We start from the raw sequence: 10,534 nt of genomic DNA, 5'->3' as shown, positions 1-10,534 counted from the left end.
TTTTATGTAAAACTCTAAAAAACATTAGAGCAAACTACAATTTGTATAAAAATTTAAAAAAATCGCTTAAAAAATTAAAATTAATGTGGTAATATAAACTCATAATTTTTAAAAGCTAAGACTGAGAAGAGTTTTAATAAAATGATTCTCAATGATCAGTGAATGATCAAATTTAATCAATAATCATAATAAATTAAGAAGCTTGTCAAGAAGGTCAAGTTTTACAAGTGACAATACATAGTTTTGTTTTTTATGAAAGGTTTTCCTTTTAGATTTTTGGGACGTATTGTTTCTTGGTTTTAGATAATCGAGGTTATATGGATTTTTTATTAAGTATTTATAAATGGCTTTCTGATGGGCTAAACTTTGTTTTACCTATTGCTTTAGTTGTTGTAGGTTTCTTTTTCTTTTTTGTTACCAAAGGGGTACAATTTCGCCTATTTAAAGTAGGGATTAAAAACCTTCTTTCTGGTGACGCGACCAAATCACTAGATAAAACTAATATCTCTCCAGTACAAGCATTCATGACTGGTCTTGCTTCACGTGTAGGTATTGGTAACATTGCCGGCGTTGCTTCAGCGATCGTTTTAGGTGGTCCTGGTGCTGTATTCTGGATGTGGTTTGCTGCTTTATTAGGGATGGCTTCGGCATTTGCAGAGTCTTCTCTGGCACAATTATATAAAACTAAAAACTCAGAAGGGCAATTTGTTGGGGGACCAGCATTCTACATTGCTCAAGGTTTAAAACTTCCTGTAGTTGGGGTAATTTTCTCTATCTGTTTAGCATTTACTTATGGTTTTGCTTTCAACTCAATTCAAGCAAACCAAATTGCAAACACTTTACACTCAGCGTTTGATGTAGATACAAGAACAACTGCTATTGTTGTAACTGCAATGACTGCAATTGTTATTTTTGGTAGCTTAAAAGCAGTATCTAACGCTTCTTCAGGTTTAGTAATCGTAATGTCAATTTTATACATCTTTATCGGTATTGCGGTATTAGTTGTAAATTACGATCGTATTATTCCTGCTTTAGAAACAGTTTTTGCTAATGCCTTCAATCTAGATGCTGGTTTAGGGGCATTATTCGGAACCACTATTGCTTACGGTATTAAACGTGGTTTATTCTCAAACGAAGCTGGTATGGGTTCAGCACCAAACATTGCTGCAACAGCTTCAACTAAACACCCTGCAGAGCAAGGTTTAGTACAAATGATCGGTGTATGTTTTGATACATTCATTATCTGTACTTTCTCAGCATTAATTATTTTAACTACAGGTATTTACGGTGACGGTAAATATGACAACGCAGCTCTAACAACTCAATCAGCGGTTGTTTCATTAGGTGACTGGGCTGCAATTGCTATGTCAATTATTATTTTCCTATTTGCTTTCACTTCAATTATCGGTAACTTTGCTTATGCTCTTTCAGGCTTAAAATACTTTACCCAAAATAAATATGTACGTTTCCTCTTTACTATTGGTGTATGTGCGATCGTATATATTGGTAGTGTTTCTTCACCTAAAGCGGTTTGGGACGCTGCTGACTTAGCAATGGCAATTATGACTTTATTAAACTTAGTTGCAATTGTGTTCTTATGGAAACAAGTTAAACTTATTATCGATGATTACAAACGTCAATTACATAAAAAGGATTTAGATCCTGAATATGAAATTGAGTTTAACTCAGACTTATATCCTGTATTACGTGATAAAATTTATCACCAATCAATTTGGTCACGTAAACTTGATGAAAACGCTGATGATGGTATCCACAAAACTACAGGGTACAAACTCTTTGGTCATAACGATACCGAAAATCACCGTTAAGCGGATATGATTATTGATTGTCGAGTGGTCTATACAAATAGGCCACTTTTTCTATTAGAAAGAGCTAGAGGAAAAACCTCTAGCTCTTTTTTTATGACAGGTATAAATAATGGTAAATAGTATAGAATCTAATTAGAGAGCATCACGCCAAGCTTTTAAAGTTTGAACTTGTTGAGCTTCTAATTGAGCTTGCTCGATTAAAGCATCATAGTTAGTTAGAGTGTATAGTGGGCAATTTGCTTGCGCAAAAGCTTGGCTAGCTTTAGAAAGAACATAACTAAAAATCGCTACAACACCTAAAACATTTACTCCTGCTTCTCTCAGAGCTTGTACTGCTCCTAAAGAAGAAATCCCTGTTGAAATTAAGTCTTCGATTACAACTACATTTTGTCCTGGGAAAAGTTTACCCTCGATTTGATTAGTTTTACCGTGTTTTTTCTTACTATCACGGACATAAGTCATAGGTAAATTTAAAATATCGCTTACCCAAGCAGCATGAGGAATACCTGCTGTTGCCGTACCAGCTAAAACTTCTACTCCAGGGAATTTTTCTTTAATTAAATCCGCCATACTTTGAGCAATGAGTTTACGAATTAATGGATAGCTCATAGTTAAGCGGTTATCACAATAAATCGGTGATTTAATCCCTGAAGTCCAAGTAAAGTAGTTTTCTGGTTCTGGACGTAAAGCTACAGCCCCTATGCCAAGAAGGTTTTTAGCAATAAGAATTTCATTTGGAGTTGTCATATTTGAGTTCCTTAATTAAAGTTTTTGACAAAATCTTGATAGGCTTGTTCTGGATTTTCACTTTGGCTAATCGGACGTCCTACAACTATATAGTTTGAGCCTAGAGCTTTGGCTAGACTTGGGGTAGCCACTCTTTGTTGATCTCCTGTTTGGTCCCCTTCTCTACGTATACCTGGGGTTACAGTAAGAAAATCCTCGCCACATAATTGATGAATACGTTGGGCTTCGTGTACCGAACAAACTACGCCGTCAAGTTGAGCATTTTTTGCCAGCAGAGCATAGCGTTCTACACTTTGTTCGAGAGTGCCAGTAATGCCTTGTTCTTCTTGCATTTGCTCTTGGCTTGTCGAAGTAAGTTGGGTAATGGCAATAATTTTTGTTTCAGGACTGCCTCCGTCAAGCATGCCTTGTTTAGCGGCCGCGAGCATTTTTTCTCCTCCAGCAGCGTGAACTGTAAGCAGATCTACTTTAAACTGAGCTAAGCCTTTACAAGCTCCATATACAGTATTAGGGATATCATGAAGTTTTAAGTCAAGAAAGATTTGGTGTCCTAAAGCTTTAACGCGCTGAATAATTTCTGGACCATTTTGCAAATAGAGTTCCATTCCAATTTTTACAAAAAGTTTTTGTTCAAATTGACTTAAAAATTGCAAGGTTTTGTCAAGGGTAGGGAAGTCTAAAGCAATAATAACTTGTCTCATATTAATCTCTCCAGGCACGATCTTTTAAGTCAAGAATATGGTTTACTTGTAGTTGATCGAGAATTTGTTCAAGATCCGCAATAATTTTTGGGCAAACATAAGGATCGGTAAAGTTAGCTGTACCTACGGCAACTGCACTTGCACCTGCGGAAATAAAATCTATTACATCCCAAGCGTCCATAACTCCGCCCATGCCAATAATAGGAATATTTACCGCTTGGGCTACTTGATATACCATACGAATAGCTACAGGTTTTACTGCAGGTCCCGAAAGCCCCCCTGTTTTATTGGCAATAATTGGCTTACCTGTTTTACTGTCAAGACGCATGCCTACCAGAGTGTTTATCATGGTAATACCGTCAGCTCCTGCTTGTTCTACCGCTTTAGCCATGGCAACTATGTCAGTGACATTAGGTGATAGCTTAACGTAAACAGGAACTTGCGATACCGCTTTTACTTTACGTACAAGTAAAGCTGCTACTTCGGGATCTGTACCAAATTGAATGCCACCATGTTTTACATTAGGGCAAGAAATATTTAACTCTAGAGCTTTTACATTTGGAGACTTACTTATATGCTCGGCAACATAAACATAGTCTTCAATTTCCGAGCCAGCAATATTGGCAATAATTGGCACATCATAGGCTTCTAAGGCTGGAAGCTTATGAGCCATAATTTCATGTACTCCAGGGTTTTGCAGACCTATGGCATTTAACATCCCAGAGCTAGTTTCCGCAACTCGCGGAGTTGGATTACCAAAACGAGGTTCTTTGGTAGCGGCTTTAATCATAATTGCCCCTAGTACCGAAAGGTCATAAAACTGGGCATATTCTATCCCAAAGGCAAAGCAACCTGAAGCTGGCATAATTGGATTTTTTAACTCTAATCCAGGTAAGTTTACTTTTAATCTTTCACTCATAATTTTTTAGGCAAAGGTTATATCTTTAGCTTTAAATACTGGACCATCAAAGCAAATGCGTTTAACTTCTCCTTGCTTATCTTGGCAAACACAAGCATAGCAAGCACCTACTCCACAAGCCATACGCTCTTCGAGAGAAACATAGCCAGGTTTATTAAGTTCTTGACTTAAAGCTTTGAGCATAGGCGTTGGTCCACAGGCATAATAGGCGTCATAGTCAAGCTCAAGTTGAGCTATGGCTTGAGTAACAAATCCCTTAAAGCCATATGAGCCATCTGCAGTACAAACTATAGTTGTGCCTAGGGCTTCAAACTCTTGCGCGTAAAAAACATCTTGAGCTTGATTAAAACCTAAAACATGAATAGTTTTTACTCCTTTAGCCTGAAAGCGTCGTGCTAGTTCATATAAAGGTGGTACGCCAATACCACCTCCAACTAAAAGAGCCGTTTGCCCTGGAGCAAGGGTATCTAAATCATACCCTTGTCCTAGAGGTCCTAAAATATCCAGTTCATCTCCAGCCCCGAGTTGAGCCAGAGCTTTAGTACCTGCTCCTTGCGCACGGTAGATCATCACAAATTGATCTTTTTCTGGTTCAATTTGACAAATGGAAATAGGACGACGGAGAACAAACTCATTGCCCTTGCCAATTCTGATATTAACAAATTGTCCAGGCGTATGCATTTTGCTAACTAGCTCAGGACTAGAGACGCAAAGGCGATAGATTTGCTGGGCAATTAATTCTTGGCTGATAACTTTAGCATTGATCATATATTTCTCTAAACAAGCGGGTTAATTGAAAAAGAACGTGACTCTAATACACTTACTAAAGCATTAGCGGTATCTAAAGAGGTTAGAGAGATAATTCCTTGCTCTACGGCAGCTCTTAAGATAGTAAAGGCGTCATTGGCTGCCGTTTTATCTTTACTCGAAGCATTGATAATTATGTCAACCTTACCTTGATAAATGCTATCTACTACCGAGTTTTGCTCTCCCACTTTACCTACATAGTCAACGCGCAGACCGTTTTCTTTGAAAAAGTTTGCTGTACCTTCGGTAGCAAGAAGATTGTAGCCTACAGCACTAAAGCGACGAGCGAGACTTAAAGCCTCATCTTTAGCTTGTTCGCAAATGGTAAATAAAACTGTGCCTGTATCTTGAATTTTCATTCCCGCAGCTACTAGCCCCTTGTAAAGAGATTTTTCTAGTGTTGAGTCAGTTCCCATTACCTCACCTGTAGATTTCATTTCAGGGCCAAGACGGGTATCTACATCTTTTAGTTTTTGGAAGCTAAATACAGGTACTTTAGTGTAAACTCCCTCTCCTGCTTCTACTACTCCTGTTTGGTAACCTAGACTTGCTAGTTTAGTACCTAAGATAGCTTGCATAGCTAGGTTTGCCATAGGCACATGGGTAATTTTACTTAGGAAAGGTACAGTACGCGAAGCTCTTGGGTTAACTTCGAGAACATATACTTGGTTATCTGAGATTACATATTGAATATTAATTAAGCCAACTATGTTCAGACCTTTAGCTAGAGCAATGGTATATTTAGTTAGGGTATCAATTTGCTCTTGGCTCAAGTGTTGTGGCGGATATACAGCAATTGAGTCCCCTGAGTGCACCCCAGCTCGCTCAATATGTTCCATAATTCCTGGAATAACCACTGTTTGCCCGTCGCAAATTGCGTCTACTTCTACTTCTTTACCAATTAAGTAACGGTCAGTTAAAACTGGGTGTTCAGGTGAAGCTTTTACTGCTGTTTGCATATAGTGGCGCAGTTCTTGTTCGTTATAAACAATTTCCATAGCTCGACCGCCAAGAACATACGAAGGACGCACTAAAACTGGGTAGCCAATTTGAACTGCATTTTCCACTGCCGTTTGCGTATCATAAGCGGTTTTACCTAGAGGTTGCGGAATATCTAAGCGATGTAACAGAGCTTCAAATTTGTCGCGGTTTTCGGCATTATCTATTTCTTCGAGGGCAGTACCAAGAATTTTTACTCCATGTTTGGCAAGTTTATCAGCAAGGTTAATTGCCGTTTGCCCACCAAATTGTACTACTACACCAAGCGGTTGTTCTTGGCGAATAACTGCCATTACATCTTCTTCGGTTAATGGTTCAAAGTATAATTTGTCCGAGATAGTAAAGTCAGTAGAAACTGTTTCTGGGTTGTTATTGATAATAATTGCTTCATAACCTGCTTGACGAATAGCTAACACTGCATGTACAGTAGCATAGTCAAATTCTACCCCCTGTCCAATACGAATTGGTCCCGAACCTAAAACAATAATTTTTTCCTTATCGGTACGAATAGATTCATTTTCAAATTCGTAAGTAGAGTAGAAGTAAGGAGTTGCCGAAGCAAATTCACTTGCACAAGTATCCACCATTTTATAGACAGGGGTAATATTATTTTCTTGACGCAGTTGGTAAATATGCTCAGGGCTAGTTTGCCAGCGGTGAGCAATTACCTTATCTGAAAAGCCGTAACGTTTTGCATAGGCTAAAAGATCAAGATCGCCTACATTGTCTTTTAATTGGTGTTCAAGATCGATAATGTGTTGCATTTTATCGAGAAAGAACATATCAATTTGCGTTAAGGCATGAATTTGCTCTGGAGTAACGCCACGACGAAGCGCTTCACCGATAAAAAAGAGACGTTCGTCACCAGCTTTTTTAATGCGTTTGAGAATATACTCAAGAGTAAACTCTTCCCCATTAGGTAAGCCAAGATGGTGCACGCCATACTCAAGCGAACGTATAGCTTTAAGCAAGCTCTCTTCATAAGTGCGTCCAATTGCCATAACTTCACCTGTAGCTTTCATTTGAGTGCCTAAAAAGCGATCGGCATGCTCAAATTTATCAAAAGGGAAGCGAGGTATTTTGGTAACTACATAGTCTAAGCTCGGCTCAAAACAAGCTTTGGTAGTTTGAGTTACAGGGTTAGTAATTTCATCCAGGGTTAAGCCTACAGCAATTTTAGCGGCAATTTTAGCAATTGGATAACCTGTAGCTTTAGAAGCAAGAGCCGAAGAACGGCTTACACGTGGGTTTACTTCAATAATGTAGTAGTTAAAAGAGTTAGGATCTAAAGCTAGCTGAACATTACAGCCCCCTTCGATTTTTAAGGCACGAATGATTTTTAAAGATACATCACGAAGCATTTGATATTCGCGATCGCTTAGAGTTTGCGAAGGGGCTACTACAATTGAGTCACCTGTGTGAATACCCACAGGATCTATGTTTTCCATATTACATACAACAATTGCTGTATCTTTTGCATCACGCATTACTTCGTATTCGATTTCTTTATAGCCAGCAATAGATTTTTCTAGTAAGCATTGTTTAACTGGAGAATAGTGTAAACCAGCACTTACAATTTGTTCGAGGTCGTGATCGTTATAACAAATTCCGCCCCCAGTACCGCCCATAGTAAAGGCTGGACGTACAATAACCGGATAGCCTATTTGAGCCACAAAAGCACGTGCTTGCTCGAGGTTATGGATAATATCTGATTCTGGCACTGGCTCGCCAATTTCTTGCATTAAGGCACGGAAAAGTTCACGATCTTCTGCCTGTTTAATTGAGTCGAGTTTGGTACCGAGCAGTTGAACCTTGTATTGCTCGAGAATGCCCGCTTCATGGAGTTGTACTGCCATGTTTAAGCCCACTTGCCCACCTAGGGTAGGTAAAAGAGCGTCTGGTCTTTCTTTACGAATGATCTTAGCTAAAAACTCTAAAGTTAAAGGCTCGATATAAACCTTATCAGCAATTTCTTGATCGGTCATAATAGTTGCAGGGTTAGAGTTTACCAGAATTACTCTATAGCCTTCTTCTTTTAAAGAGAGACAAGCTTGCGTACCTGCATAGTCAAACTCAGCTGCTTGACCGATAATAATTGGACCCGAACCAATTACTAGAATAGTCTTAATGTCTTGACGTTTAGGCATGTTGTAATTCCTTATTTTTGTTAATAAACTCTTCCATGTTGGCAATAAACTGATCAAATACTTCATTGGCATCATGAGGACCTGGTGCCGCTTCTGGGTGATATTGCACCGAGAAAGTGAGGAAGTTTTTATGTCTTACTCCTTCACAAGTACCGTCATTAAGAGAAATATGGGTTAATTCTAAATCGGTATTAGCTAAAGAATCTAGGTCGACAGCATAACCATGGTTTTGCGAAGTAATAGATACTTTATTAGTAAGGATATTTTTTACTGGGTGATTAGCACCACGGTGACCAAATTTTAGTTTATAGGTTTTTGCTCCTGAAGCTAAGGCAATCAGTTGGTGTCCCATACAGATACCAAAAATTGGTACTTGCGGAATTAATTTAGCAATAGTAGCTATAGTTTGCGGTACACTTGTTGGATCGCCAGGACCATTGGTTAACATAACTCCGTCTGGGTTTTGGCGCATAATTTCTTCTTCACTTGCGTCAAAAGGTACTACCACAACATCGCAACCACGTGCGGTAAGTTCGCGTAAAATGCTTGACTTCATGCCAAGATCTACGAGCACTACGCGATAACCACGTCCAGTTACGGGGTAGCTGGTTTTTGTTGCTACTTGAGCAATTTGGTCTTGAGGTAGATCTGTAGCTTGCATAAGGGCTACAAGTTCTTGCGGGTCTTGATCAAGATTGGCAATTACGCCCTTAATCGTACCAAAAGCACGAATTTTACGGGTTAAAGCTCGCGTGTCTATGCCAGAAATGCCAGGAATATTTAACTCGCTTAGAACTTGATCTAGAGTTTTACCACTTCTAAAGTTCGAAGGTTTATGGCACGCTTCGCGTACTACCATGCCTTTAATTGAAGGGTTAATAGTTTCATAATCAAAGCGGTTAATGCCATAGTTACCAATTAAAGGATAAGTAAAAGTAATTATTTGTCCGTTATAAGAAGGATCTGAGAGAGTTTCTTGGTAACCAGTCATGCCTGTGTTAAATACAACTTCGCCCAGAGCTTGGGTACTTGCCCCAAAAGCGTAACCTTTAAATACTGTGCCGTCTGCAAGAACTAATTGACGATTAAATTTATACATATGTGTCCTCATTAAATTGTCGAATCTTGGTATGCAACCTTGCCCGCAGCTAGGGTTAACACTGGCATACCGTATACTTTATTACCTGCGTATGGAGTGTTGCGTCCTTTAGATAAAAACTCTTCTGGATTAATAAGCCAAGATTTTTCAAGGTCTAACACTACAATATCAGCACTAAAGCCTGGAGCAATTTGTCCGTAAGGTAAAGAGAAGGTTTGTGCTACTTTGCTAGACATAGCTTGGAGTAAAAACTCTAAAGACATTTGCCCAGTTTTTACAAAAGTAGTATAGAGTTGCGCAAAGGCAGTTTCACTGCCAACAATACCAAAAGCTGCCTTGGTCATACTCAGGTTTTTCTCTTCTGGAGCATGTGGGGCATGGTCAGTGGCAATAATATCAATAGTACCGTCAAGTAAGCCTTCGATTAGAGCTTGGCGGTCATCATGAGCTCTAAGTGGTGGGTTCATTTTCCACATACCATTGTCGGCAGGAATATCCATATCGTGACTAATTAAATGGTGCGGACATACTTCACAAGTAACTTTAATTCCCGCTCGTTTTGCTTCTCTCACTACACGTACTGATTCTTTGGTTGAAACATGGCAAACATGATAGTGACAGCCTGCTGCTTCGGCAAGGAGGACGTCACGAGCAATTTGCACAGACTCACAAACAGAAGGAATGCCTGGTAGACCAAGTTGACGCGAACGTTGCCCACAGTGCATGCAACCTCCGAGGATTAAGCTGTTTTCCTCACAGTGAGCTACTACGGGTTTATTTAGTTTGGCTGCAATTTTCATGGATTGGTACATCATATTGGCATCTTGTACCCCACGTCCGTCATCGGAAAAAGCAAACACATGCGGAGCTAATTCTTCGAAGTCGGCGTAATCCTTGCCAAGTTCGCCTTTGGTAATAGCCCCATAAGGTAAAGCACGAATTACCGAATGTTGAGCAATTAACTCTAGTTGCGGACGTAAATTTTCTAGTGAGTCTGGCACTGGATTGAGATTAGGCATAGGCATAGCAGTAGTAAAACCACCTCGAGCTGCCGCACGTGAAGCTTGGGCTATAGTTTCTTTGTAACTAAAGCCAGGTTCGCGCCAGTGCACATGCACATCAATAAAGCCAGGAGCAACAATTTTACCTGTAAGATCATAAGTAGTCGTTACTTGTGGGCAGTCTAGGTTTTGTCCTACAGCTTTAATAGATCCGTCAGCAATTAAAATATCGCTAGTTACAAAAGTATTGCCGAGTAAAACTTGTCCGTTTTTAAGTAAAATCAT

At 39.3% G+C, this 10,534-nt stretch carries 8 protein-coding genes; 1 reads left to right on the top strand and 7 read right to left on the bottom strand.

Going from position 1 to position 10,534, the window contains the following annotated elements:
- Window positions 1–317 precede the first annotated feature (317 nt).
- A complete protein-coding gene (locus tag CJP74_RS05475; protein WP_119497273.1) occupies window positions 318–1,829 on the top strand; it encodes an alanine/glycine:cation symporter family protein in 1,512 nt (503 codons plus the stop codon).
- A gap of 132 nt (window positions 1,830–1,961) precedes the next feature.
- Here CJP74_RS05475 and pyrE read toward each other — a convergent pair whose 3' ends face one another.
- The 7 genes from pyrE to CJP74_RS05440 are packed head-to-tail and all read right to left on the bottom strand — an operon-like array spanning window position 1,962 to window position 10,534.
- Window positions 1,962–2,576, bottom strand: coding sequence for an orotate phosphoribosyltransferase (gene pyrE / locus CJP74_RS05470; RefSeq protein ID WP_119497272.1), 615 nt, complete (start codon window positions 2,574–2,576; stop codon window positions 1,962–1,964).
- 11 nt (window positions 2,577–2,587) lie between these two features.
- Window positions 2,588–3,277 carry an orotidine-5'-phosphate decarboxylase gene (gene pyrF / locus CJP74_RS05465; protein WP_119497271.1) on the bottom strand — a complete coding sequence of 230 codons (690 nt, stop codon included), beginning with the start codon at window positions 3,275–3,277 and terminating at the stop codon, window positions 2,588–2,590.
- A 1-nt stretch (window position 3,278) separates the two neighbouring features.
- On the bottom strand, window positions 3,279–4,196 hold the full coding sequence (locus CJP74_RS05460; RefSeq protein WP_119497270.1) for a dihydroorotate dehydrogenase: 918 nt from the start codon (window positions 4,194–4,196) through the stop codon (window positions 3,279–3,281).
- A gap of 6 nt (window positions 4,197–4,202) precedes the next feature.
- Window positions 4,203–4,964, bottom strand: a complete 762-nt coding sequence (locus CJP74_RS05455; protein WP_119497269.1) for a dihydroorotate dehydrogenase electron transfer subunit — start codon at window positions 4,962–4,964, stop codon at window positions 4,203–4,205.
- An 8-nt stretch (window positions 4,965–4,972) separates the two neighbouring features.
- Window positions 4,973–8,149, bottom strand: coding sequence for a carbamoyl-phosphate synthase large subunit (carB, locus tag CJP74_RS05450; protein ID WP_119497268.1), 3,177 nt, complete (start codon window positions 8,147–8,149; stop codon window positions 4,973–4,975).
- On the bottom strand, window positions 8,142–9,248 hold the full coding sequence (gene carA, locus CJP74_RS05445) for a glutamine-hydrolyzing carbamoyl-phosphate synthase small subunit (RefSeq protein WP_119497267.1): 1,107 nt from the start codon (window positions 9,246–9,248) through the stop codon (window positions 8,142–8,144). The genes carB and carA overlap by 8 nt, the downstream gene beginning before the upstream one ends.
- An 11-nt stretch (window positions 9,249–9,259) precedes the next feature.
- Window positions 9,260–10,534 carry a dihydroorotase gene (locus CJP74_RS05440; RefSeq protein ID WP_119497266.1) on the bottom strand — a complete coding sequence of 425 codons (1,275 nt, stop codon included), beginning with the start codon at window positions 10,532–10,534 and terminating at the stop codon, window positions 9,260–9,262.

It is taken from the genome of Psittacicella melopsittaci (assembly GCF_003585925.1).
In the GTDB taxonomy this organism is placed as follows: domain Bacteria; phylum Pseudomonadota; class Gammaproteobacteria; order Enterobacterales; family Psittacicellaceae; genus Psittacicella; species Psittacicella melopsittaci.
This window is presented reverse-complemented; position numbering and strand designations above follow the sequence as displayed.

Coding starts and splice junctions, on each gene's coding strand:
- CJP74_RS05475 (WP_119497273.1), top strand. CDS start 318: ATGGATTTTTTATTAAGTATTTATAAATGGCTTTCTGATGGGCTAAAC.
- pyrE (WP_119497272.1), bottom strand. CDS start 2,576: ATGACAACTCCAAATGAAATTCTTATTGCTAAAAACCTTCTTGGCATA.
- pyrF (WP_119497271.1), bottom strand. CDS start 3,277: ATGAGACAAGTTATTATTGCTTTAGACTTCCCTACCCTTGACAAAACC.
- CJP74_RS05460 (WP_119497270.1), bottom strand. CDS start 4,196: ATGAGTGAAAGATTAAAAGTAAACTTACCTGGATTAGAGTTAAAAAAT.
- CJP74_RS05455 (WP_119497269.1), bottom strand. CDS start 4,964: ATGATCAATGCTAAAGTTATCAGCCAAGAATTAATTGCCCAGCAAATC.
- carB (WP_119497268.1), bottom strand. CDS start 8,149: ATGCCTAAACGTCAAGACATTAAGACTATTCTAGTAATTGGTTCGGGT.
- carA (WP_119497267.1), bottom strand. CDS start 9,248: ATGTATAAATTTAATCGTCAATTAGTTCTTGCAGACGGCACAGTATTT.
- CJP74_RS05440 (WP_119497266.1), bottom strand. CDS start 10,534: ATGATTTTACTTAAAAACGGACAAGTTTTACTCGGCAATACTTTTGTA.